Origin of the sequence: Streptomyces sp. NPDC050422, assembly GCF_044458665.1 — a bacterium.
GTDB lineage: Bacteria > Actinomycetota > Actinomycetes > Streptomycetales > Streptomycetaceae > Streptomyces.
This window is the reverse complement of record NZ_JBITIE010000015.1, coordinates 116,459-137,969: the sequence shown is the minus strand read 5'-3', so window position 1 is coordinate 137,969 and position 21,511 is coordinate 116,459. Positions and strand designations below refer to the sequence as shown.

At 72.3% G+C, this 21,511-nt stretch carries 18 protein-coding genes; 7 read left to right on the top strand and 11 right to left on the bottom strand.

The features are described 5' to 3' along the window. Positions 1–15 precede the first annotated feature (15 nt). Together ACIBJG_RS24335 and ACIBJG_RS24330 are read right to left on the bottom strand one after the other, a co-directional pair. Positions 16–4,626: a HEAT repeat domain-containing protein gene (locus ACIBJG_RS24335; protein WP_399310354.1), complete on the bottom strand. Its 4,611-nt coding sequence runs from the start codon at positions 4,624–4,626 to the stop codon at positions 16–18. A 55-nt stretch (positions 4,627–4,681) separates the two neighbouring features. After that, on the bottom strand, positions 4,682–4,846 hold the full coding sequence (locus ACIBJG_RS24330; RefSeq protein ID WP_399310352.1) for a hypothetical protein: 165 nt from the start codon (positions 4,844–4,846) through the stop codon (positions 4,682–4,684). 74 nt (positions 4,847–4,920) lie between these two features. Between ACIBJG_RS24330 and ACIBJG_RS24325 the strand changes: the two genes are divergently transcribed. Continuing rightward, positions 4,921–5,799: a LysR family transcriptional regulator gene (locus ACIBJG_RS24325; RefSeq protein ID WP_399310351.1), complete on the top strand. Its 879-nt coding sequence runs from the start codon at positions 4,921–4,923 to the stop codon at positions 5,797–5,799. Between the two features lie 10 nt (positions 5,800–5,809). On the opposite strand, the gene ACIBJG_RS24320 is transcribed toward ACIBJG_RS24325, so the two are convergent. Genes ACIBJG_RS24320 through ACIBJG_RS24310 form a run of 3 tightly spaced genes read right to left on the bottom strand, consistent with a single transcriptional unit; the run spans position 5,810 to position 8,880 of the window. Further along, complete coding sequence (locus ACIBJG_RS24320) at positions 5,810–6,403, bottom strand: TetR/AcrR family transcriptional regulator (RefSeq protein ID WP_393056257.1); 594 nt, start codon at positions 6,401–6,403, stop codon at positions 5,810–5,812. A 57-nt stretch (positions 6,404–6,460) separates the two neighbouring features. After that, entirely contained in the window at positions 6,461–8,119 is a 1,659-nt protein-coding gene (locus tag ACIBJG_RS24315; protein ID WP_399310349.1) for a class I adenylate-forming enzyme family protein, read from the bottom strand. Further along, positions 8,116–8,880 carry an SDR family oxidoreductase gene (locus ACIBJG_RS24310; RefSeq protein ID WP_399310347.1) on the bottom strand — a complete coding sequence of 255 codons (765 nt, stop codon included), beginning with the start codon at positions 8,878–8,880 and terminating at the stop codon, positions 8,116–8,118. Before ACIBJG_RS24310 ends, ACIBJG_RS24315 begins: the two co-directional genes overlap by 4 nt. Before the next feature lie 184 nt (positions 8,881–9,064). On the opposite strand from ACIBJG_RS24310, the gene ACIBJG_RS24305 reads away from it, so the two are divergent. After that, on the top strand, positions 9,065–10,342 hold the full coding sequence (locus tag ACIBJG_RS24305; RefSeq protein WP_399310345.1) for an exo-beta-N-acetylmuramidase NamZ domain-containing protein: 1,278 nt from the start codon (positions 9,065–9,067) through the stop codon (positions 10,340–10,342). A 147-nt stretch (positions 10,343–10,489) separates the two neighbouring features. On the opposite strand, the gene ACIBJG_RS24300 is transcribed toward ACIBJG_RS24305, so the two are convergent. Then, entirely contained in the window at positions 10,490–13,336 is a 2,847-nt protein-coding gene (locus ACIBJG_RS24300) for a penicillin acylase family protein (protein ID WP_399310343.1), read from the bottom strand. Between the two features lie 230 nt (positions 13,337–13,566). Between ACIBJG_RS24300 and ACIBJG_RS24295 the strand changes: the two genes are divergently transcribed. Then, a complete protein-coding gene (locus ACIBJG_RS24295) occupies positions 13,567–14,178 on the top strand; it encodes a hypothetical protein (protein WP_399310342.1) in 612 nt (203 codons plus the stop codon). A 60-nt stretch (positions 14,179–14,238) separates the two neighbouring features. On the opposite strand, the gene soxR is transcribed toward ACIBJG_RS24295, so the two are convergent. Next, positions 14,239–14,712: a redox-sensitive transcriptional activator SoxR gene (gene soxR / locus ACIBJG_RS24290; RefSeq protein ID WP_399310341.1), complete on the bottom strand. Its 474-nt coding sequence runs from the start codon at positions 14,710–14,712 to the stop codon at positions 14,239–14,241. Positions 14,713–14,832: 120 nt separating this feature from the next. On the opposite strand from soxR, the gene ACIBJG_RS24285 reads away from it, so the two are divergent. Then, positions 14,833–15,294, top strand: coding sequence for a MaoC family dehydratase (locus ACIBJG_RS24285; RefSeq protein WP_399310339.1), 462 nt, complete (start codon positions 14,833–14,835; stop codon positions 15,292–15,294). Between the two features lie 76 nt (positions 15,295–15,370). Here the strand turns inward: ACIBJG_RS24285 and ACIBJG_RS24280 are convergent, their stop codons facing one another. The 3 genes from ACIBJG_RS24280 to ACIBJG_RS24270 all read right to left on the bottom strand — a co-directional run bounded on the left by ACIBJG_RS24280 (position 15,371) and on the right by ACIBJG_RS24270 (position 17,608). Further along, on the bottom strand, positions 15,371–15,994 hold the full coding sequence (locus tag ACIBJG_RS24280) for a TetR/AcrR family transcriptional regulator (protein ID WP_399310338.1): 624 nt from the start codon (positions 15,992–15,994) through the stop codon (positions 15,371–15,373). Positions 15,995–16,076: 82 nt separating this feature from the next. Continuing rightward, positions 16,077–16,367 (bottom strand): YiaA/YiaB family inner membrane protein, encoded by a 291-nt coding sequence (locus ACIBJG_RS24275; protein WP_148016097.1) that lies wholly within the window; start codon positions 16,365–16,367, stop codon positions 16,077–16,079. Positions 16,368–16,456: 89 nt separating this feature from the next. Further along, complete coding sequence (locus ACIBJG_RS24270) at positions 16,457–17,608, bottom strand: acyl-CoA dehydrogenase family protein (protein WP_399310336.1); 1,152 nt, start codon at positions 17,606–17,608, stop codon at positions 16,457–16,459. A 63-nt stretch (positions 17,609–17,671) separates the two neighbouring features. Between ACIBJG_RS24270 and ACIBJG_RS24265 the strand changes: the two genes are divergently transcribed. The 3 genes from ACIBJG_RS24265 (at position 17,672) to ppk2 (ending at position 20,427) form a co-directional block, all read left to right on the top strand. Next, complete coding sequence (locus ACIBJG_RS24265; RefSeq protein ID WP_399310334.1) at positions 17,672–18,322, top strand: TetR/AcrR family transcriptional regulator; 651 nt, start codon at positions 17,672–17,674, stop codon at positions 18,320–18,322. 229 nt (positions 18,323–18,551) lie between these two features. Continuing rightward, positions 18,552–19,532, top strand: a complete 981-nt coding sequence (locus tag ACIBJG_RS24260; protein ID WP_399310333.1) for a DMT family transporter — start codon at positions 18,552–18,554, stop codon at positions 19,530–19,532. Beyond that, the gene (gene ppk2, locus ACIBJG_RS24255; RefSeq protein WP_399310331.1) at positions 19,498–20,427 is read left to right on the top strand and encodes a polyphosphate kinase 2; all 930 of its coding nucleotides are present in this window, start codon (positions 19,498–19,500) and stop codon (positions 20,425–20,427) included. Before ACIBJG_RS24260 ends, ppk2 begins: the two co-directional genes overlap by 35 nt. Here ppk2 and ACIBJG_RS24250 read toward each other — a convergent pair. Continuing rightward, positions 20,424–21,503: a Zn-dependent alcohol dehydrogenase gene (locus ACIBJG_RS24250; RefSeq protein ID WP_399310329.1), complete on the bottom strand. Its 1,080-nt coding sequence runs from the start codon at positions 21,501–21,503 to the stop codon at positions 20,424–20,426. The genes ppk2 and ACIBJG_RS24250 overlap by 4 nt on opposite strands. Positions 21,504–21,511 lie beyond the last annotated feature (8 nt).

Here is a 21,511-nt window from a genome sequence, read left to right as displayed (position 1 = left end):
TGGCGGCGGATCACGTCAGTCTTCGCCGGCCCCGATCCGCTCCAGTACGTCCGTGTACAGGGAGCGCCGGTCGGGCCGGGCACGGGCGGAGGCATGCCGGAGTGCCGGGACCGCCGCCCCGCCCAGCTCGACGAGCCCTTCGGCGGCCGCCTCGCGCACGACGGCGTGCGGGTGCCCGAGCAGGGCTGCCACCGCGGGGAGCGACGGCTCCCAGCCCGCCCGGCAGAGCGTCCCGGCCGCCATGCGCACCACGTCCGGCCGTGGGTCGTCCAGCAGGAGTTCGGTGTGGCGCAGATGAGGCGTCCGGCCGAGCATCGCCCGTGAGGTCCGGTGGGCGCGCAGCCGGACCTTGGGCCGGGGGTGTACCAGCAACTCGCCGAGCAGATTCAGGAGTTGTGGGTCCGTGTCCGGTTCGGGGCCGGTGTGCGCCTCGGCCAGTTCCGTGAGCGCCCGGCAGATCTGCTCCGGCGTGCCGGTTGCGGCCAGGTCCAGCAGTTCCTGCCGGGCCGGACGGTGTCTCCTCGCGGCGGGGACGGCCTCGCCGCGGTCACGCAGGAGTTCAAGTGCCGCCGCGTCCTGCTGCCCGGCCTCCGGACCCCGCAACGGTCCGTCCACGAGGCGCAGCCGGTCGGCGAGTTCGGCGCGTCCTTCGGTGTGCAGGCGCCGGCAGATCCGTGTCAGCGCCGCGGTACGCAGCAGCGGGCGGCCGGCGAGCAGGTCCAGGAAGCCCCAGGCCCCGGCGTCGAGGCGGTCTCCCAGCGCTTCGGCCAGCGCGTCGGCGGGGTACGCGAGCAACGCGTCCCCGGCGGCGCGAGCCACGGCGGGCGGTGCGTGTTCCCACCACTCCAGCAGCAGCGGGACCAGCCGTTCCCTCTCCCACGGGCCGAGCTCCGCGGCCATACGTGCCACCCGGTCGCGCAGAATCCCGTCGCCGCGCAGTTCCCTCTCGCCGATGGCGCCGAGCGCGCGGGCGGGGCCCGCTCCGGCGGGCAGACCGATCCGGCCGCCGAGGTACGCGCGAAGCACGACCAGGCGGGCCTCAGGCTCGGGCCACCGCGCCAGCGCCTCGGCCGCGGTCTGCCTGCGCTCCGCCTCGTCCGACCCCAGCATGGCGAGCAGCCGCTCCCGCAGGGCCGCCGAACGCGGCTGGTCCAGGTCGTCGACGCGGACCCGGCGCGGTGACGGCTCCGGTGTGCGGGCGGTCTCCGCGAGGGTCCAGGGTGGCGCGTCGAGGGGCTGGAGCCACGTCATCCAGTCGATGAGCGCGGCGCGGATCCCCCTGCCCGCACCGCGGTGCGCCTCGATCAGCGCGGCCAGCCGGTCCCGCGAGGGGACCGTGCCGTCGTCCGTGCGGCGGAACTCCGCCAGGGCGTCCGGTGCCCGGACCGCGTCGGCCAGCGCGGCCCGCCAGGCCCTGGTCCCGGCGGGCACGGGCGCGGCGGCGTCGGGCGCCGGTACGGCGAAGGCCTCCCCGAGCACGGTGGTCTCGGCCCGCCAGGGGTCGGCGTCAAGCCGGGCATCCGAGAGGGCCCGGTCGAGATCGGCGCGGACCGGTACCGCACCGAGGCGGCGCAGCAGGGTCAGCGTGGACCGGCTCGGCATCGCCGGCGCGGGACCCAGGGCGCGTACCGCGGCGACGGCGTCCGGTTTCGCGGTGGCCGTCAGCAGCGGGGCGACCGCTTCGAGCACGGCGATCAGATCGTGCCGGTCCCCGTCCCGGGCATCGGCCAGCGCGTCCAGCAGGACGGGGGCGGACCGGGAGAACGCCCTGAGCTCTTCGTCACTCCGAGGCCCGGCGCAGAACCACAGGACGAACCGCAGGACCTTGCTCCGGAGCCCCTTGTCCCGGGTCAACGGCCGGGAGCCCGCCAGCGCGAGCCAGTCGCCCACCATGGGCCGCAGCCTTCTCGCCCGGAAGGGTCCGGGCAGCTCATCCAGCTCGGCGAGGCGCAGCGCGATCTCGGCGTCCCAGCCCCCGGTCACCAGGGCCTCGATGTCACGGTCCGCCGCACGGGCGGCCGCCGACCGGCCTCCGGCGGCCGGTCCGGTGTTCCCTTGGCGGGCCACGGTCCGTGCCGGATCCTTCACGGTGCCGGAGGCCGGCGCGGCCGGGCGGGACGCCACCGGGGCGAGAGGGAGCGCCGCCGGCGACCGCTGCTCGTCCGGTGCGAGGAGCGAGCGTGCGACGAGGACGCCGTCGAGGTCCTCCAGCAGCAGGCGACGGGTGGCGTCGTCCCGGGTGTGTTCGGCAGCGGCCACGAGGGTGGCCGCGTAGGCGTCGCCGAGGAGGGCGCGCAGGGCCGCGACGAGGGCCTCGCGCAGACCGGGGTTGCTGTCCTGTCCGAGCCGGGAGAGGAGCTTCGGGAGCGCCGCCGGTGCGCCTGCCCGGACCAGCGCCTCGGCCGCCGTCTTCCTGATGTTCATGTTCGGGTGGTCGAGGCAGCCGGCGATGGCGGCGCTCGCCCAGTGGGCCCGGGCATGGCCCAGGGCGAGCAGGGCCTGCCGGACGGTCTGGATGTCCTCGGCCCTCGTCAGCGCGATCAGCGTCGCCGAGAGCGCCTGGGCGTCCTCGCCCGTCGCGTCCTGGGCGAGCAGTGCGACGGCGTGCTTGCGGACGTGCCGGTCCCGGTGGCGCAGCAGTCGGTGCGCCCGCGCGCGGGTGCCCTTCCAGGGCGCCCTGAGCAGCAGTTCGAGCAGGACCACCTGCTCGTCGTCGGACAGGCCGGGGCGGTCCAGCAGGTCCAGCGCCACCGTCGCGACCAGCGCGTGCCCGGCCTCCCGCGCGTCCGCGGCACCGAGGAGGCAGACTGGCCTGATCGCGCCCCGTTCGTGGAGCCGGCGACCGAGGGCGCCCACGGCGTCCAGGACCTCCTGCGGCACCGCGGGCTCACCGGCAGGCTGCCCGTGCTCCCCGGTCCGGGGAGCCGCGCCCGGGCTCCTCGCCGCGGCCTGCCCGGCCACGACGCGCAGCAGCAGGTCGGCGATGACCGGGAGGGTGGTGGCGTCGCCGTGGGCCGCCAGCCGGCACAGGGACGCCACCGGCGCGTCCGGGTCCAGGTGGGAGCTCAGAAGGGCCAGCTCCCGCGCGTCCGGTCCGCCGAGGTCGGCCGCGATGCGCGGCGGCAGATCGACCGGGTCGAGGCGGGTGAGAAGGGCACGGCGCCGGTCCGGATCGCGGTTCAGCTGCCACAGGAGTTCCAGGGCCCGGTTGCGTACGGGGCGCAGGTGCGGCGCCGTCCCGCCCGTGGGCAGGCCCAGTCCCTCGCACAGGGCGCGTACCGTCCGGTCGCCGCCGATCGCCTCCAGCGTGTCCAGGGCCGCGGCCGGCGCCGAGGGGAGCAGGGCGATGACGGCCTCCTCGGCGTCCGCGTGGCGCAGTTCGCGGATCGCGTCGAGGAAGGGCCCGGGTGCGGGGGCCGAGGGCAGTACGCGGGCGACGGCGTCCCCGACCGGGAGGTCGCCGGCCCCCTGCCCGGCCAGGGCGACGAGCAGGGTGAGCCGTCGCGGCCAGTCCGGATCGTCGGCCGGCGCGTCCGTGAGGACGCGCAGCGTCTCGTTCCGGGAGGTGAAGAGGACCGTCGCCACGTCGCGGGGCGGGATCGAGTGGTCGGACAGGGCCAGGCCGATGACGGCGCGGACGTGCGGGCCGTCCGGGAAGTGCCCGCGGCGGTGGAGACCGCGCAGGCAGACCACGGCCGGGCCGCCGAGCAGCAGAGGATCGCGGGCGGCGACGGCCGTCAGCTCGCCGATGTCGTCGCGGTCCGCCAGTTCGCCGAGCAGTTCCATCCCGCGTCGCCGAAGGCCCGGCGCGAGGTGAGGGTCCGCGACGACCCGGAACAGGAGGGCCCGGTGGCCGTGGCGCGCGGCGGCCGCGAGGGCGGCGGCGGCCACCGCGGGCCACTCCCGCACAGCGTCCTGCGCCGGTTGCCCGGCCGGATCAGGGACCGGATCAGGGGCCGGATCACGGACCGGATCACGGAAGAGGAAGGGGGCGAAGAGGCCGGGCGGCAACGGGTCCACCGCCGCCCACGGTTCGGCGATGGCATCCAGCGCGCCCGCGACGACCGAGGGTCCGCCGGCTCCCAGCAGGGCGATCAGCTTCTCCCGGACCAGCGCCGGGGCCAGCAGTCCGGCGTGCAGCCCTTCCCGGGCCAGCCGCAGCGCCTCGGCCTGAAGGACCGGGTCGCCGCTGCCCGCCAGCTCGTCCACCAGGAGCGCCGGCCGGTACGCGCCGGTGATCTCCGCACCCCGCACGGCCTGGTACAGGAGCTCGCCCGGGGGCTCGTCGCGGAGCACCTCGGGGTCGTGCAGCACATCGGCGCGCAGCCAGGCGATCCGTACGCGTGCCGGCAGGTGCCCGGCCGTGCGCCACGGCGGCCGGGGGCGGCCGCTCAGCCGGTGGCCGAGCCGCTCGTAGAGCTCTGCCAGGAGGAGATCGGCCTCCGGCAGTCCGGTGAGTGAGGCGGGCAGGAGCCCGGCGAGTGCGTCCGCCTCGCCGTCGTCGCACGGCGGGCACCCGGTGATGTGCTCGGCCAGCCGGATCAGCGCCGCGTGACGCTGCCCGGGGCCCGTGGGCCCGAGCAGTCGGCCCAGGGCGTGGATCTCGTCGTCGACCGGTGTCCGCATCGTCGGATGCTAACCAGGGGCGCCGAGGCTGCACCAACAGCTTTTCGGGCCTTCGTCAGTAGCCGCCGTACGGTACGTGGTCGGCGAGGGCCAGCTCGCGGGCGAAGGCCCGCACCCTCAGCAGGCACCGGGCGAGGATCCGGACGGCCCTCGGCCGTTGCGGCCCGTAGGCCACGTTCCACAGAGCGGGAACTCGTGTCGAAACCTGGATGTGAGCCATGTATCCAGCTTCGCCCTGCCACTCGCTTCGGTCCAACAGATGGATTCGCTGGCTGCGATCGCTACCGTAGATGGATGGAGATTCGTCAGCTCCGCCACTTCATGGCGGTGATCACGCACGGCAGCTTCACCGCCGCCGCCCGCGCGGAACTGATCGTGCAGTCCGCGCTGAGCACCTCCGTCCGCAACCTCGAACGGGAGCTGGGGGCCGATCTGTTCGAGCGGACCGGCCGCCGGGTGGTGCTGACCGAGGCCGGCCGGGCACTGCTGCCCTCGGCCCGGACGGTGCTGGCCGGGACGGACGCGGCACGCGACGCGGTGGCGGCCGTCTCCGGGCTGGCCACCGGGCGGGTGCGGATCGGCACGATCCAGACGCTGACGTGTGTGGACCTGGCCGCCGAGCTCGCCTCGTTCCACCGGTTGTGGCCCGGGGTGCAGATCTCCCTGCGCGAGGCGACGACACCCGAACTGGTCGCGGGGGTACGCGCGGGCGAGCTGGATCTCGCCTATCTCGCGCCCGACGCGGCCGAACTCCCGGAGGGCATCGCGGCGTTCGCGTCCTGGCAGGAGGACCTGGTTTTGATCACGGCGCCGGGCCACCGGCTCGCGACGGCCGGGCGGACCCTGATCAGGGACCTGGCCGCCGAGCCGTTCGTGGACTTCCGTGCGGGGACCGGCCTGGAGACGGCGGTGCGGCGGCTGGCCGCGCACTGCGGTCTGGAGCGCCGGATCACCTGTGACGTGACGCAGATCCGGCTGCTCGTCGACCTCGTACGGGCGGGCATCGGCGTCGCGATCGTGCCGCGCCGGATCGGCGAGGACGCCGGGCTGCCGTGCGTGAGCATCCGCCAGCCGGAGCCGGGCCGGACCGTGGTGCTGGTGGGCCGGGCGCCCCGGCCGCGCAATCCGGCGGCGGAGGCGCTGCTGGGCCGGCTGGCGGGCGGCGGCTCCTGAGAAGACGTCCCTACGGCCGCAGCGCGCGCAGCAGCAGGTCGGCGAGGTGGTCGGCGACCTCCTGCTGGGTCAGTGGGCCGTCCGGCCGGTACCAGGTCGACAGGTGGTGGACCGAGCCGAAGTGGTAGTCGACGATCAGGTCGGCCGGGGTGGCCGTCGAGAACACCCCGCTGCGCTGGCCCTCCTCCACGAGTGCCCGGAAGCGCTCGTGGTAGCGGCGCCGCTCCACCCGTACCTGCTTGTTCTTCTCCGGGCTCAAATGGTGCATCGAGCGGAAGAAGATCGAGGCGTCATCGAGGTTCTCGATGGTGGTGACGACCACGTCGGCCGCGGCATCGCGCAGCCGCTGCTCGACCGGGGCGTCGGCGTCCGCGAAGGCGTCGAGCCGCTCCTGCTGGAGCCGCAGCACCCGCGCGTAGACCTCCTGGAGGAGGTCCTCCTTGGAGCCGAAGTAGTGGTAGAGCGCGCCCTTGGTGACGCCGGCCGCCTCGACGATCTCCTGGACCGAGGTGCGGTCGTACCCCTGCTCGGCGAAGAGCCGGGTGGCGGCGGCCAGCAGCCGCTGGGGGACGGGGGTACCGCTCCCGTCCGTCGCCTTGGCCATAGCCGCCACCTTCCTTCCGTGAGTTGCGTGAGTCGCGTTGAGTTGCGTGAACCGGTTCTAGCGAGGTGAACGCAGTTCCCGCCTGAGGATCTTCCCACTTGCGGTCTTGGGAAGTTCCGTCAGGATCTCGACTTCGCGCGGATACTTGTACGCGGCAAGCCGTTCCTTGCAGTACGCACCCAATTCGCCGGGTTCGACCGAGGAGCCGGGCCGCAGGCTGACGTAGGCGCGGACCGTCTCGCCGCGGTAGGGGTCGGGAACGCCCACGACCGCGGCCTCGCGGACGGCGGGGTGGGTGTACAGGACATCTTCCACCTCGCGCGGCCAGACCTTGAAGCCCGAGGCGTTGATCATGTCCTTCTTGCGGTCGACGACGTAGAGCCAGCCCTCGCGGTCCATGAAGCCGATGTCTCCGGTACGCAGCTCGCCGTCCGGGAACGCGGCGGCGGTGGCCTCGGGCAGCCGCCAGTAGCCGGAGACGACCTGCGGGCCGCGCACCGCGATCTCGCCCTGCTCGCCGAAGGGCACGTCCGCCCCGTTCTCGTCGATGATCCGCACGACGGTGTCCGGTCCTGGCACACCGACCGAGAGGGTGCCGGAGACCGGGTCGACGGGTGCCTCGCGCTCGGGCGGCACGGAGGCGCAGGGCGCGGTGCACTCGGTGAGGCCGTAGCCGTTGCGGATGTACGGGCCGAAGCCCGCCCGGAACTTCTCGACGAGCGCGGGCGGCAGCGGTGCGCCGCCGGAGGAGATCACCTCGAAGGAGGCGAAGTGCCCGGGTGTGACGCCCGGGGTCGCGGCGAGCGCCATGAAGGCGGTCGACGGGCCGACGGTGTAGGCGGGGCGGTGCTCGGCGAAGGCGTCGAGGACGACGCCGGGGTGGAAGCGGTACGCCAGGACCAGGGTGCCCGCGTTGGCGAGGCAGGCGGCCAGCTGGCAGACCATGCCGGTGATGTGGAAGAGCGGGGCGAGGGCGAAGTAGGCGGAGCCCTCGGCGATGGGGTGGCCGGTGCGCTGGCGTTCGGCGTTGACCATGATGTTGCCGTGGGAGTTCAGGGCGCCCTTGGGGGTGCCGCTGGTCCCGGAGGTGTAGCTGATCAGCGCCACGTCGGCGGCGGTGAGGTCCCGGTCCGCCGGGGCCGCGAGGCCCTGCCGGGCGACAGCCACCAGGTCGTCGGCGTCGTCGGCGGCCGGCAGCCGCTCGAAGTTCAGCACCCGCTCGTCGTTCTTCGTCTGGAGGTCCAGCTCGCAGGCGGTGACGGCGATCCGTACGGACGGGGCACCGGCCGCGGTGCCCCGCAGATACGCCTCCCAGGCCCGGTCGGAGCAGATCAGCGCCGCGACGTCGGCGTCCTTCAGTACGTGACCGACCTCGGCGGACTTGTACATCGGGTTGAGCGGGACGACCGTCGCCCCGGCCTTCCAGGCGCCGAGCAGCGCGAGCACGAACTGCGGGGAGTTCTGCAGCATGATCGCGACCCGCTCGCCGCGCCGCAGGCCCCGGGCGGCGAGGTGCCCGGCCACGGAGTCGGAGAGGTCGTCGGTCTCGCGGTAGGTGAGGCGTCCGTCGAAGTAGGCGAGCGCGGGATGGCCGGGGGCCCGGGACGCGGAGTCACGGAAGGCGTGCACCAGGGTCTCGGCGGGGCTGACGGGGGCCCGCTGGGCCTTGCTGAGCAGGGGGAGCCAGGGCTGGGCCGCGTAGATCGACTCGCTCATGCGCCGGACCCCTCCCACTTCTGCTGGAGATGGTTCATGTTGCCGAGCCAGTGGTCGGTGTCCTTGGCACGCGCTCGGTAGTAGCCGGCGACCTCGGGGTGCGGCAGGACGAGGAAGCGGTCCTCGGCCATGGCGTCGAAGAGGGCGTCGGCCACGTCCTCGGGCTCGATCGCGCTGGGGGCGAGCACGAGCTTCCCGGCCGATCCGGCGGCGGTGAGCATGTCCGTACGCACGCCCTGCGGGCAGATCGCGTGGACCTTGACGCCGCGGTGGCGGTAGGTGAGGGAGAGCCACTCGGCGAAGGCGACCACGCCGTGCTTGGTGACGCTGTACGGCGCCGCGCCGATCATCGTCAGCAGCCCGGCGGCGGAGGCCGTGGAGACGAACCTGCCGCTGCCACGCTCCAGCCAGTCCGGGAGCAGCGCCCTGGCCGCGCGGACGTGCGCCATCACGTTGACGTCCCAGGCGGCGGCCCAGACCTCCTCGTCGGCGAAGACGTCGCCGGGCGAGGCCAGGCCCGCGTTGGCGCAGTAGACGTCCACGATGCCGTCGAGCGCGTCCCGGGCGGCCTCGACGATCTGCGAGGCGTCGCCTGCGACCGCGGTGCCGCCGATCTCCTCGGCCAGTGCCTTGATCCGGCTTTCGTCGAGGTCGTTGACCACGACCCGTGCGCCCTCGGCAGCGAATCTGCGGGCCAGTGCGGCTCCGATGCCGCCTCCGGCCCCCGTGACCACCACGCCCGCGCCCTGCACCGTACTCATCGGTCCCGCCTCTCTCAGCCGACTGCCCCAGCAGACTAACCAGTCGGTATGTCGTCGGGGAAGGGGTGCGGGCGAGTCATCCGCCACTCGATGCACAGCTGTCCCGTCCGGCTCATTCCCTGCGGCCGTCACGCGCGCTAGCGTGCGTGACCATGACAGACGTCGCGATCATGGAGGTAGCTGAATGAGCCTGTCCAGACGTGGATTGCTGGCCGCCGGCGGCGCGGTGGGAGCGCTCGCGGCGACCGCCGCCTCGGCCGGACCCGCGGCCGCCCTCCCCTCGCCCGGCAAGGGGCACGGGGGCGGGCACGGCCGGGTCCGTACCGGCTTCGACCGGCTGACGGCGGACGGCTACGCAACTCTGAAGGGGCAGCGGGTCGGTGTGGTCACCAACCCCACCGGGATCACGTCCGATGTGCGCCACATCGTCGACGTGATGCACCCGGACGAGCGCGTGAACCTGACCGCTGTCTTCGGCCCGGAGCACGGCTTCCGCGGCACGGCCCAGGCGGGCGGCTCGGAGGGGCGGTACGACGACCCGGCGACCGGTCTGCCGGTCTACGACACGTACCTGAAGAGCGGGCAGGCCCTCGCCGACGTCTTCACCGCGTCCGGCGTGGACACGATCGTCTTCGACATCCAGGACGCGGGCGCCCGCTTCTACACCTACATCTGGACGCTGTACGACTGCCTGGAGGCGGCCGCCCTCGCGGGGAAGAGGTTCGTCGTGCTGGACCGGCCGAACCCGGTGACGGGACGGGCCGCGCTCGGGCCCGTGCTCGACCCCGCGTTCGGCACCTTCGTGGGGCGCCGGGAGATCTCCCAGGCGCACGGCATGACGGTCACCGAGCTGGCGCTGCTGTTCAACGGGGAGTTCCTCGCGGACCGTCCGGCCGAGCTGGAGATCGTGAAGATGTCGGGGTGGTCGCGCGCGGACTTCTTCGACGGGACCGGGCTGCCGTGGGTGCCGCCGAGCCCCAACATGCCGACGCCCGAGACCGCGCTGGTGTACTCGGGCACCTGCCTCTTCGAGGGCACGAACCTCTCCGAGGGGCGCGGCACGACACGCCCCTTCGAGCTGCTCGGCGCGGAGGGCGTCGACCACACCTGGGCGGCCGCGGCCAACGCGCTGGACCTGCCAGGAGTGGCGTTCCGCGAGGCGTACTTCGCGCCGACGTTCTCGAAGTTCCAGGGCAAGACGGTGGGCGGGGTCCAGGTGCACGTGCTGGACCGCGAGGTGTTCGACCCGGTGCGCACCGGGATCGCGCTGCTCGTCACGGCGAAGCAGTCGTGGAGCGGGTTCGCCTGGCGGGCGGACAACTGGATCGACAAGCTCACGGGCAACACCCGGGTCCGCACGATGATCGACGCGGGTGCGGACACGGATGAGGTCGTGGGGGCGTGGGCGGCGGATCTCGCCGCGTTCCGGGCGGTGCGGAGACGGTACTTGCAGTACCGGTGAGCCCGGTCACCGGGCGGGCCGTTGTGCGCGGGCCCGCCCGGCGAACCGGTTTTGTCCTCAATCGCCGGACGGGCTTGATTTGCCCGCCGGACAGGCTTGGATCGCTGCCGGACGGGCTGGACTTGCCCGCCCGGCAGCTTGTTCGGCTCAACGGTGCACCGGGAACTCCACCACCTGCTGGTACGTCGGCCGGTTCTGCCAGTGGATCGCCTTCTGCGCGATCCCCCCGAGTGCCCGGTGGATGATCGAGTCGGTGCACCACTGCTCACCGGCCTTGCAGGTGTCGTCGGCCGGGTACACCTCGCCCGCCGGCACCGCCGCCGCCTGCTTCAGGGAGGTCAGCAGCGCCGTGCGGCAGGCGCTCAGATCGCCGTTGCCGCAGTACGACTTGGCCAGCGGGCCCTTGACCGGCTGCCCGAGCACCTGGCGCAGGTCCTTGTCGGCGAAGCCCCACCAGCCGTACTGGAACGCGGAACCGCTGTGCGCGCCGCTCGGCCCGTGGCTGGCGGCCGGGGACTCGTCGGTGGCCAGGTTCGCGGTCAGCGCCCCGTACAGGTCGTCACCGAGCCCGGGCTTGAACTCCGCTTCGATCAGCTCGGGCCACCACGCGTCCATCACACGGACCGCGTCGGCGTGGGTGTACGCGTGCGAGCCGGGGCTGCTCTCCTTGCGCTGGGCGCCCGACGCCCGCCAGGAGTCCAGCTGTTGGACCACGGTGTTCAGCTCCGGGTCGGTGACCGGCTGGGAGCGGATCACCTTGAGCAGCTCGGGAAGCAGCTGCTCGCCGCGCAGATCGGTGAGCGCGGCGTCCGCCATCGCCCGGGTGAGGGAGGCACGGGTCACGCCACCCTCCTCGACCAGCTTCGACACCCGGTCGTCGAGCAGGTCGGCCCGGTGCACGGCGCTGAGCCCGAAGCCCGCGGAGGCGTACCCCTCGGCCTGCTTGTTGTTCCAGGACACGTAGTAGTCCTGGCCGCTGGAGTGCGGGTGCTCGGCGAACGGGGTGTGCTCGGCGGTGTTGGCCGCCGGGTCGTAGCCCTTCCACTCGTACGCCTTCCCGGCCTTGACGGGCAGGGCCGGGTCGACGCCCGGGGCGCGCACCGGGTTCATGCCGCTGTTGTAGTAGGCGGCGGTGCGGGAGTCGGCGTAGAACCAGTTGAAGGCGTAGTCGATGTTGCTCGCCGCCCGCTGGAAGGAGGCGGCGTCGGTGACGTACGACGGGTCGTTGAGCATCTGGAAACCGATGATGGAGTCGGCCTCGTGCCGGTAGGTGGTGCGCAGGGTGGTGTACGCGACGGGCTTGCCGTCCACCGTCGCGCGGTGGGTGACGATGCCGTAGCCGGTGCGCCACACCTGCATCCGGTAGGAGCCCTTCGCCGTGGAGTCGGCGACGGTCGGCTTCCAGGAGTTGGTGTGCTCCAGCTTCTCCATGGCGGTGCAGGTCCCGCGGTAGAGGTAGTGCGTGGAGTCCTTGGTGGGCGTGGAGCCGTCGGGTTCACACAGGTCGACGGCGTACGTGTCGGTGATGTCCTGGCCGGCCGAGGTGGCGCTCCAGGCGTAGTCCTGGCCGCGTCCCATCTGGATGTACATGCCGACGCCGGCGAAGGAGACACCGCGGGCACTGATGCCGGGGCCCTGGATCTCCTGGAGCATCATCAGCTGCGGGGCGAAGTAGCCGGTCTGCGGCCCGAACACGGCGACCGGGTTTCCGCTCGCGGTGTGCTTGCCGGAGACCAGCAGGGCGTTGGACATGCCGCGCTTCTGCGCGCCGGAACCGGAGCCCGGGAGCGAGCCCTCGGGGATGACCCCGTCGTCGTAGATGCCCTGGGCCTTCTTGAGCGTGGCAGGTGCCTTGACGGGTGCCTTCGCGTTCGTGCCCGCGGACCCGGTGCGGTCGTGGATGAGCGGCTCGGTGGTGACGGAGCCCGGGTCGGGGAGCGCCGCCCCCACGGCCTTGTCGGGCTTGTTCGCGTACGGGAACGAGGTGCCGTCGTGGATGGTCAGCACGGCCTCGGGGTCGTTGCGCTGCCTGAACGACTCCCAGACCTCGGTGCCCTCGGCGACGCCGTACTTCTGCTGGGCCGACAGCAGGGACAGCGCGGCCTGCACCTCGCCGCCGCCACCGCCGCCGAACTGGCCGCCGACGACCGAGGCGATCGAGATCAGGTCGGTGAGCTTGAACGGCTGGATCTCACCTATGTTGGTGATGGCGTCGATCTTGCCGGTGAGGACGTACTCACCGGGGAAGTAGCGGCCCTTCTTCGACTTCTCCCGGTAGGAGTTGATGCCGTCCACGTAGGCCTGGGCGTCCGCCATCGCCTGTTCGCCGCGGGCGCCCTCATGGGTCCTGATGTACTCGACCTGGGCCTCCAGATCGGCCTCGGTGTACGGGGCCTGCGGCCAGAACTGCTGCTCCAGGCCCTGGTTGGCCAGCGCACCGCCGGCGAACGAGGTCAGTTCTCCGCGTCCGATGTGGCGGAAGAGGTCCATCAGCCACAGCCGGTCCTGACCGGCCGCGAAGCCGACGCCGAACTCGGTTCCGTAGCGGGTGGTGCCCTTGATGTGCGGGACGCCCGACACCTTGTCGCGGGTGATGGTGACGTCGTCGCGCGGCGCGGTGACGGACTCGACCTGGTCCTTCGCGACGCCGAACGAGGCGTCGTTGAAGAAGTCGTTCAGCTTCTGGTCGGTGAGGCCGGTGTGTCCTGCCACCAGGCCGTCGTAACGGTCGAGCTGGTCGTCGCTGTGCGCGGGATGGGTGCCGAACGCCTTGTTGCCGAGGATCTCGACGAGGGTGGCGTTGCCGTTCTCGCCGGGCGGCAGGATGTCGTCGCACTGCCCCTGGCAGTAGTCGACGACGGGGACGGGATCCGCCTCGGCGGCGCCCGCGTGGGGCGCGGAGGCCAACAGGGACGAGCCGAGGGCGAGGACGGCCGCGACGGTGGCGGCTCGCGTCCTGCCGGTGGGTAGGGACATGCGGGTGCGTGGGGGCATGCGTGCTCCTCGGAGAGGCCGGTGCGCCGGAGGTTACCGGCGGTATGACCCACGGGTAAGGTGAACATCGGTCACCTTTTCCGAATCGCCACACGCCGCTGCCTGACGAGTAGTCATCTCAGATGCTGGACGGACCGGCCTTTGAATGGAGCCGATCCGGGCAGGCGTACGTCCACTCACTGACGCCGAAGTACGGGCAACGGAGTACGAGCGACGGAGGTGGCGGCGCCATGGCCGGTTTCCGGAGTCTTGCGAGACAGGTCCGCGATCCGCGGAGCGATCTGGCACTGCGGCGGTACTCGCTGCGCAAATGCCTGGAACGCTTCGCACCGTACGGTCACCGGGCGACCTGGGACCATCTGTGCGCCAGGCACGGAATGGGCCCCGAGGACCGGTCGCCCGACCCGGCGCGGCTGATGCGCGCGCTGGAGGAGCTGGAGACCGCGCGGGCGGTCTGGCTCGGTTACGAGGCGGGGTTCGCCGAGCGCCGCAAGCGGGAGAAGCACGAGGGACTGCGCCGCCCGGCCGCGTTCGACGACTGGCACCGGCGCACCTGGGGCGGGAACGGGGTCGCGCGGTGCGAGGACCCGGCGGTCCACCCGGCGGCGCCGCTCGCGGAGGTACTGGTCCGGCTGATCTCGGCCCTGGAGTCGGAGCCGGGCACCGGCTGCCCGGTGTGCGCGCAGGCCCGCATCGTCTGGCGGCAGGACCTGGACAGCGAACCGTGGTCCGGTCCCGTCTGCACCGGGTGCGGGATCGTGGTGCCGCAGCCCGTGCTCACCCCGGACGCGCTGGCGAAGGCCCGGCGGAACCGGCGTAGCGACCTGGCAGCGATCGCCTGAGGCCCGGAGCAGCCCGTCCGGCGCCCGGAGCAGCCGGACGGGGTCACACCGCCCGAGCCCTCACCGCCTTCCCGCGGCCTTGCCCTCCGGCATCAGACGCGAGCCGCTCATCCGGTCACCGGAGATGTCGTCCGGGTTGGACAGGACGCAGTTCTCCAACGACAGGCAGCCACAGCCGATGCAGTCGGTGAGGTGGTCGCGCAGCCTGGCCAGCTGCTGGATCCGCTCGTCCAGCTCGGAGCGCCAGGCCTCGGAGAGCCGGGCCCAGTCGTCGCGGTTCGGCGTGCGCTCCTCGGGGAGCTCGGCCAGGGCGTCGCGAATGGTGGCCAGCGGGATGCCGACCCGCTGCGCCGCACGGACGAAGGCGACCCGGCGCAGGGCGTCCCTGGTGTAGCGGCGCTGGTTGCCGCTCGTACGGCTGCTGCTGATCAGGCCCTTGGCCTCGTAGAAGTGCAGGGCCGAGACCGCGGCGCCGCTGCGCGCGGAGAGCTGGCCGACCGTGAGTTCATGGAGTGTCTGTGGGATCTGGGGCACTCATCGAACCCTACGTGGCCCGTTCCCGGACGGTCCGTCGTTGACAGGAACGCACCCTCCAACCATGCTGAGCAAGCGCTTAGACATCCGGTCGAGAGTGGGAAGGCAGGGACCAGGGACATGGCAGAGCCGAGGATCTTCACGTCCGCGCAGGAGCTGCGCGACGGCGTGGGCGAGCAGCTGGGGCACAGTGACTGGCTGGAGGTCGACCAGAAGAGGATCGACCTCTTCGCCGACGCCACCGGCGACCACCAGTGGATCCACGTGGACCCCGAGCGCGCCGCCGGCGGGCCGTTCGGCACGACGATCGCGCACGGCTACCTCACGCTCTCGCTGCTGCCGGCGCTCGTACCGCAGGTCATGCAGGTCGAGAACATCAAGATGGGCATCAACTACGGGACCAACAAGGTCCGCTTCCCCTCCACCGTGCCCGTGGGCTCCCGGCTGCGGGCGACGGCCGTCCTGAAGAGCGTCGAGGAGGCGGGCGGCGGCGTGCAGGTCACCGCCGTCGTCACGGTCGAGCGCGAGGGCGGCGAGAAGCCGGCGTGCGTCGCCGAGTCGGTGTCGCGCTACTACTTCTGAGCCGTACGGATGCGGTTGAGCCGTACGGATGCGGTCCGGACCCCCGCGGGGGTCCGGACCGCACCGCGTGTCGGCGTCAGCGCCCGGCCGCGACCATCCGCAGCACGAGCCCCGCGTACAGCTCCCCCACCTCGTCCGGCGTGCGGCTGCCCTGCGCGTTGAACCACCGCGCCACGTCGATGCAGAGCGAGAGCACGGCGAGCGCGGTGCCGGGCACGTCGGCGACGTCGAACTCGCCCGCCGCCACACCCTCGCCGATGATCCGGCGCACCGCCGCGTCGCTCCTGCGGCGCAGTTCGACGATCTCGGTGCGGTGCTCCTCGGCGAGCGCGTCGAGCTCGTACTGGACCACGCGTGCGGTGGTGTGCCGCTCGGCGTGCCAGCGGACGAAGGCCCGCACGGCGCCCGCGAGCCGCTCGGTGGCCGTGCCCTCACCGTCGGCCGCCGACTCCAGGAGGGTCAGGGCCCGGTCGTGCCCGATCCTGCTGATCCGGTGAAGCAGCTCTTCCTTGGTCTTGAAGTGGATGTAGAGCGCCGCGGGGCTCATTCCGGCGCGGCCCGCGATGTCCCGGGTGGTGGTCGCGTGGTACCCGCGCTCGGCGAAGGCGTCGACGGCCGCGACGAGGAGCCGCCGGGCGGCCTCGGGCGTCACTTCGGCCCACGGCGTGTTCTCGCCGTCGGTCTCCTCCGCCGTGCTCATCTTCGGTCGCCCCTCTCAGTCAGCAGGACGAACACCATACCCCGATCCTGAGCAAGCGCTTAGAGATCCTGTGGGGAGATCGTCAGAGCTTCTGGAAGGGGTCGTGCTCGGCGAGGATCTTCTCCAGCCGGGCCTGGTCGACCCGGCTGATGATCTGGCCGGCCTCCTGCCGGTCACGGATCACCTTGGCCAGCGTGAAGGCGGACGTGACGAGGTAGAGAACGCCGATGGCGAGGAAGGCGCGCACCCAGACGTCGGCGTCGAGGAAGTAGATTCCGAGAGTCACCGCCCCCATCGCGATCCCGAAGGACGCGACGGCCTGGCCGTAGAAGGCGGCGGTGTTCTGCTGCTTGACCGTTGTCGTCTCACTCATGCAGCCCAGCATCGGGCGATGTGGCGGACACCACATCCGTCCGCGTACTCAGATCCGTACTCAGACACCCGTTCGGGTCACGCGGCGGCTCAGAAGGCGGAGACCCCCGTCAGGGCGCGGCCGATGATCAGCTTCTGGATCTGGCTGGTGCCCTCGTAGAGCGTCATCACCCGGGCGTCGCGCAACAGCTTGCCGACCGGGTACTCGTCGATGTAGCCGTAGCCGCCGAAGACCTGGACGGCGTTGTTCGCGGCGCGGACGGCGGCCTCGGAGGCGAAGAGCTTCGCCCGGGAGGCGGCGGTCGCGAAGTCCTGGCCGCGGTCGATCAGGTCGGCCACCCGCCAGGTCAGCAGGCGGGCCGCTTCCACGTCCACGGAGATGTCGCTGATGAGTTCCTGGACGAGCTGGTAGCTCGCTATGGACTTGCCGAACTGCTCGCGCTCGCCCGCGTACCCCACGGCCGCGTCCAGGGCCGCCTGGGCGATGCCGACACAGCCGGCAGCGACCGACATCCGCCCCTTGGCGAGCGCGGACATGGCGAGGGAGAAACCCTTGCCCTCGGGGCCCAGGAGGGCGGAGGCAGGGACGCGGACGTCCTCCAGGACCAGTTCGGCGGTCGCCTGGCCGCGCAGACCGAGCTTGCCGTGGATGGTGCGCCGGGTGAGGCCGGGGGTGTCGGCCGGCACCAGGAAGGCGGACACGCCCTTGTGGCCGGGGGTGTCTTTGGTGCGGGCGAAGAGCAGCACCACGTCGGCCCAGGTGCCGTTGGTGATGAACATCTTGCTGCCGTTGATGACGTAGTCCCCGCCGTCCCGCACAGCCCTGGTCGTCAGGTTCCCGGCGTCCGATCCCGTGCCCGGTTCGGTGAGGCCGAAGCAGCCGACCGCGTCACCGGAGGTCAGCCGCGGCAGCCACTGCCGCTTCTGGTCCTCGTCGCCCCACGCGGCGACGGTCTTGGCGACCAGGCCCAGGGAGACCGAGACGATGCCGCGGACCGAGGAGTCCCCGCGGCCGAGCTCCTCGGTGACCAGGCAGTACGCGAGGTGGTCGCCGCCCGATCCGCCGTACTCCTCGGAGACCGTCAGCCCCAGGAAGCCGAGGGAGCCCAGCTTCTTCACGATCGACTTGTCGATGTTCTCGGCCCGGTCCCACTCGACGGCGTGCGGGGCGATCTCACGGGCCACGAAGTCCTTGGCGAGCTGCCGGACGGCTTCCTGCTCCTCGCTGAGCTCCAGGTTCATCCTTCGACCCTCACTTTAATTAGCACTGCTAGTTTTAGGTGTGCAGGGCCTACTATGTGCCGCATGGCCCGCCCGCGCAAGCCCCTCCTCAGCAGAGACCGCATCGTCGACACGGCGAGCGCCCTCGTGGACGCCGAGGGGCTCGACGCCGTCTCGACGCGCCGCCTCGCGGCCGAGCTCGGGGTCAGCGGGCCGTCGCTCTACAACCACTTCCGCAACAAGGACGAGATCCTGGACGCGGTCGCCGACGTCGTCTCCGCACAGGTCGACCTGTCGATGTTCGACGCGTCCGACGCCCGTGACTGGCGGGCGGCACTGCACGACTGGGCCGTCTCCTACCGTGCGGCGCTCGCCGCACATCCGCACATCGTCCCGGTGCTCGCGCAGGGCCCCGGCCGCCGCCCGGCCGGCCTGCGGGTCGCCGACGCGGTGTTCGGCGCCATGGTCCGCGCGGGCTGGCCACCCGCCCAGGCCACCTACATCGGCGCCCTGATGCGCTACTTCATCACCGGATCGGCACTCGGCTCGTTCGCCCGGGGCTTCGTGGACGACGAGACGGCGTACGACCCGGCCGACTATCCCCACCTGGGCCAGGCACATCTGCTGGCGGAACGCCGTCAGCAGGTCGACGAGGGGGCCTTCGAGACGGGCCTGCGGGCGCTGATCGACGGACTCGCCCTCCAGTACGCCCCTCCCGCGCAGAACGTGCGCTAGGGCCTTTCGTTTGGATCAGGCCGGATCAGGGAGCGGGGTCCGGTGCCGCGCATCGCAAGGCGGAGGAGGGAGTCATGGCGGAGCCATGGCGACCGACGACAACTCCGCGAGGTGCGGTGCCGGACCCCGCGAGCCCGGCATGATCCAAACGAAAGGCCCTAGGGGCGCTCCGGCCGGAGCTCCGACTATTCGGTGGGCACCGAACCGTCCTGGCCCTACGGTCAGGTCCATGACGACGCTCCCCTCCGCCGCCGCGCCTCCGGAACACCGGGACCGGCGGGCCACGGCCGCCGCCTGCACCACCGTGGTGCTGTGGGCCTCCGCCTTCGTCTCCATCCGCAGCGCGGGCGAGGCCTACTCCCCCGGCGCCCTGGCCCTGGGACGGCTGCTGGCCGGCTCCCTGGCGCTCGGCACCCTCCTGCTCGTACGCCGGGAGGGTCTTCCCTCACGCGCGGCCTGGCCGGGAATCCTCTGGTCCGGGCTGCTGTGGTTCGGGCTGTACATGGTGGTGCTCAACTGGGGTGAGCAGCAGGTGGACGCGGGCACCGCCGCGATGGTCGTGAACATCGGGCCCCTGCTGATCGCCCTGCTCGGCTCCCGGTTGCTCGGCGAGGGACTGCCGCGCCGGCTGCTGCTGGGCATGGGCGTGTCCTTCGCGGGCGCCGCGGTGGTGGGACTGTCCATGTCGGGCCACGGAAGTTCCTCGGTGCTGGGTGTGCTGCTCTGTCTGCTGGCGGCGGTGGCGTACGCGGGCGGAGTCGTCGGGCAGAAGCCCGCGCTGCGGCACGGCTCGGCGCTGCAGATCACCACGTTCGGCTGTCTGGTCGGGACCGTGGCGTGTCTGCCGTTCGCCGGTGCGCTGGTCTCCGACGCGGCCGACGCACCCCTGTCGGCCACCCTGAACATGGTCTACCTGGGACTCTTCCCCACCGCGCTGGCCTTCACCACCTGGGCCTACGCCCTCGCCCGCACCACGGCGGGACGGATGGGCGCCACCACCTACGCGGTGCCGGCGCTCGTGGTGCTGATGTCGTGGCTCCTGCTGGACGAGGTCCCGGCACTGCTCACCGTCGCCGGCGGACTGCTCTGTCTGGCCGGGGTGGCGGTCTCCCGGAAGCGTCCGCAGACTGGTGCGACGCGGAAGAATCCGGCCCCTGCGGCGGAAGGACCCCCTCATGACGCGGAGCGCCAGGCAGCGGACCGGCCGTAAGAAGGCGAAGGGGGCCGGCGACCCGGTGCCGGTGACGCCCGAGGGCCGGGCCCGTGACGCCTGGCGGGAGGACTATCCGTACACCACGAAGCTCGGCCGCAAGGCGTACGACAGGGACAAGCGCGCCCTGCAGATCGAGCTGCTCAAGCTCCAGCACTGGATCAAGGAGCACGACGAACGGCTCGTCATCCTCTTCGAGGGGCGGGACGCCGCCGGCAAGGGCGGCACCATCAAGCGGTTCACCGAGCACCTCAATCCGCGTGGTGCGCGGGTGGTGGCGCTGGAGAAGCCCACCGAACGCGAGCGCTCCCAGTGGTACTTCCAGCGGTACGTGACGCATCTGCCGGCGGCGGGGGAGATCGTGATGTTCGACCGGTCCTGGTACAACCGGGCCGGCGTGGAACGGGTGATGGGGTTCTGCTCGACGTCGGAGTACCTCGAATTCATGCACCAGGCCCCGGGGTTCGAGCGGATGCTCGCCCGCGACGGCCTCCATCTGGTGAAGTTCTGGTTCTCCGTCTCGCGCGACGAGCAGCGCAACAGGTTCAGGAGCCGGCAGACCGATCCGGTGCGGCAGTGGAAGCTGAGCCCCGTCGACCTCGCCTCGCTCGACAAGTGGGACGCGTACACGGAGGCCAAGGAGTTGATGCTCTTCCACACGGACACCGCGGACGCTCCGTGGACCGTGGTGAAGAGCAACGACAAGAAGCGGGCCCGGCTGGAGGCGATCCGGCACGTCCTGCACCGCTTCGACTACCCGGACAGGGACGCGGCGGTGGCCGGGGAGCCGGACCCGCTGATCGTGGGCCCGGCCTCCCGGCTCTTCGAGCAGGGCGAGACGGAGGCCCGGCTGCCCACCACCGTCCGGCCGGAATCCGGACCGGAACGGGTCTAGAAGACCACCAGGGCGCGGCCGCCCTTGCCGGCGATCATGTTGTCGAAGGCCGCCGGGATGCCGTCCAGCGCGATCCGTTCGGTGACCATCATCGAGAGGTCGAAGCGGCCCGCCCGGATGTGGTCTGCCAGCACCGGCAGGTCGCGGGCCGGGTCGCTGTTGCCGTACACACAGCCGGTCAGGGACCTGCCCCAGTGGAAGATCTCCAGGGCGTTGAACGTCACCTGCTGGTCCTTGCCGCCGATGCCGACGACCGTGGTGCGGCCGCCGCGGCGGGTGGACTCCCAGGCGGTGCGGATGGTGGCGGCCCGGCCGACGCACTCGACGGCCACGTCCGCGCCCTGGCCACCGGTGAGCCCCCGGATCTCGCGGGGCGTGGTGGCGGAGGCGACCACGTAGTCCGTGGCACCCGCCCGGCGTGCGAGGTCCTCCTTCTCCGGGGAGACGTCCACCGCGATGATCTTCGACGCGCCCGCGATCCGGGCGGCCTGGAGCACGGCGAGGCCGACGCCGCCGATGCCGAACACGACGACGGACTCGCCGGCGCGGACCTGGGCGCTGTGGTGGACCGCGCCGTACCCGGTCAGCACCGCGCAGCCGAGCAGGGCCGCGTCGGTGAGCGGGATGCCGTCCGGGGCGGGCAGCACGCAGTTCGCGGCGACCACGGTCTCCTGCGCGAAGGCGGCGACGTTCAGTCCGGGGTGCAGTTCGGTGCCGTCGGCGGTGCGGGCGTGGATGTTCGCCGCACCGGCCAGGGCGTTGGTGCAGAGCCAGACCTCACCGATGCCGCAGTGGTGGCAACTTCCGCAGGACGGCGCCCAGTTCAGGACGACGCCGTCGCCCGGGGCGAGGTGGCCGACGCCCTCGCCCACGGCCACGACGGTGCCCGCTCCCTCGTGGCCGAGGACGGCGGGGACGGGCAGCCGCATGGTGCCGTTGGACAGTGAGAGGTCGGAGTGGCAGACCCCGGCGGCGGCGAGACGGACGCGGACCTGGCCGGGGCCGGGCTCGGGCAGGGTGATGTCGGTGATCTCCAGCGGAGCTCCGACGGCGGGCAGTACGGCGGCGCGGACCACGGACTGGC

Coding starts and splice junctions, on each gene's coding strand:
- ACIBJG_RS24265 (WP_399310334.1), top strand. CDS start 17,672: ATGGCCCGCCCGCGCAAGCCCCTCCTCAGCAGAGACCGCATCGTCGAC.
- ACIBJG_RS24310 (WP_399310347.1), bottom strand. CDS start 8,880: ATGAGTACGGTGCAGGGCGCGGGCGTGGTGGTCACGGGGGCCGGAGGC.
- ACIBJG_RS24280 (WP_399310338.1), bottom strand. CDS start 15,994: ATGAGCACGGCGGAGGAGACCGACGGCGAGAACACGCCGTGGGCCGAA.
- ACIBJG_RS24325 (WP_399310351.1), top strand. CDS start 4,921: ATGGAGATTCGTCAGCTCCGCCACTTCATGGCGGTGATCACGCACGGC.
- ACIBJG_RS24270 (WP_399310336.1), bottom strand. CDS start 17,608: ATGAACCTGGAGCTCAGCGAGGAGCAGGAAGCCGTCCGGCAGCTCGCC.
- ACIBJG_RS24305 (WP_399310345.1), top strand. CDS start 9,065: ATGAGCCTGTCCAGACGTGGATTGCTGGCCGCCGGCGGCGCGGTGGGA.
- ACIBJG_RS24285 (WP_399310339.1), top strand. CDS start 14,833: ATGGCAGAGCCGAGGATCTTCACGTCCGCGCAGGAGCTGCGCGACGGC.
- ACIBJG_RS24335 (WP_399310354.1), bottom strand. CDS start 4,626: ATGCGGACACCGGTCGACGACGAGATCCACGCCCTGGGCCGACTGCTC.
- ACIBJG_RS24275 (WP_148016097.1), bottom strand. CDS start 16,367: ATGAGTGAGACGACAACGGTCAAGCAGCAGAACACCGCCGCCTTCTAC.
- ACIBJG_RS24260 (WP_399310333.1), top strand. CDS start 18,552: ATGACGACGCTCCCCTCCGCCGCCGCGCCTCCGGAACACCGGGACCGG.
- ppk2 (WP_399310331.1), top strand. CDS start 19,498: ATGACGCGGAGCGCCAGGCAGCGGACCGGCCGTAAGAAGGCGAAGGGG.
- ACIBJG_RS24315 (WP_399310349.1), bottom strand. CDS start 8,119: ATGAGCGAGTCGATCTACGCGGCCCAGCCCTGGCTCCCCCTGCTCAGC.
- ACIBJG_RS24300 (WP_399310343.1), bottom strand. CDS start 13,336: ATGCCCCCACGCACCCGCATGTCCCTACCCACCGGCAGGACGCGAGCC.
- ACIBJG_RS24295 (WP_399310342.1), top strand. CDS start 13,567: ATGGCCGGTTTCCGGAGTCTTGCGAGACAGGTCCGCGATCCGCGGAGC.
- ACIBJG_RS24320 (WP_393056257.1), bottom strand. CDS start 6,403: ATGGCCAAGGCGACGGACGGGAGCGGTACCCCCGTCCCCCAGCGGCTG.
- ACIBJG_RS24330 (WP_399310352.1), bottom strand. CDS start 4,846: ATGGCTCACATCCAGGTTTCGACACGAGTTCCCGCTCTGTGGAACGTG.